The sequence below is a fragment of the Aeromonas sp. LsrichE-8G genome (assembly GCF_022869435.1).
In the GTDB taxonomy this organism is placed as follows: Bacteria; Pseudomonadota; Gammaproteobacteria; order Enterobacterales; family Aeromonadaceae; genus Aeromonas; species Aeromonas caviae.
On sequence record NZ_JALIHH010000202.1, the window covers coordinates 1 to 407 of the forward strand.

Genomic DNA, 407 nt, shown 5'->3' on the forward strand with positions numbered 1-407 from the left:
TCACATGGTGAAGCCTTGGTCGCCATGATAGTGAACGGCCTCGGCTTTCACAGCAGCACCCTGCACATGTTCCCGCAATTCTTCGCTAACAAGCCGGTTGAGCGCCTGATTGGCCCCGGGATCTGTGCTGATGACCTCAATGATGATGTGCTCGGTCGCTGTCTCGATGCCCTCTTTGAGGCCGATGTCAGCGCCTTGTATCAGGTGATGGCGGCGCAAGTTGTCGAGCGGCTGGGGCTCAAAAGCACCGCAGTGCACCTCGATATTACCAGCTTCCACGTCGATGGCGCCTATGACTGTGCCGATGGGGATCTGGTCGGTAAGCTGCAACTGGTGCGTGGTTATAGTCGTGATCACCGGCCAGAGCTGAATCAAGTGATCCTTGAGCTCATCTGTGAAAATCAGGC

At 56.3% G+C, this 407-nt stretch carries 1 protein-coding gene; it reads left to right on the forward strand.

Features of this window, described 5'->3' with window-relative positions; translation table 11 throughout:
• Nucleotides 1-407: IS1634 family transposase (locus MUW49_RS18705; protein WP_244813075.1), on the forward strand; the 407-nt coding region annotated here is incomplete at both ends.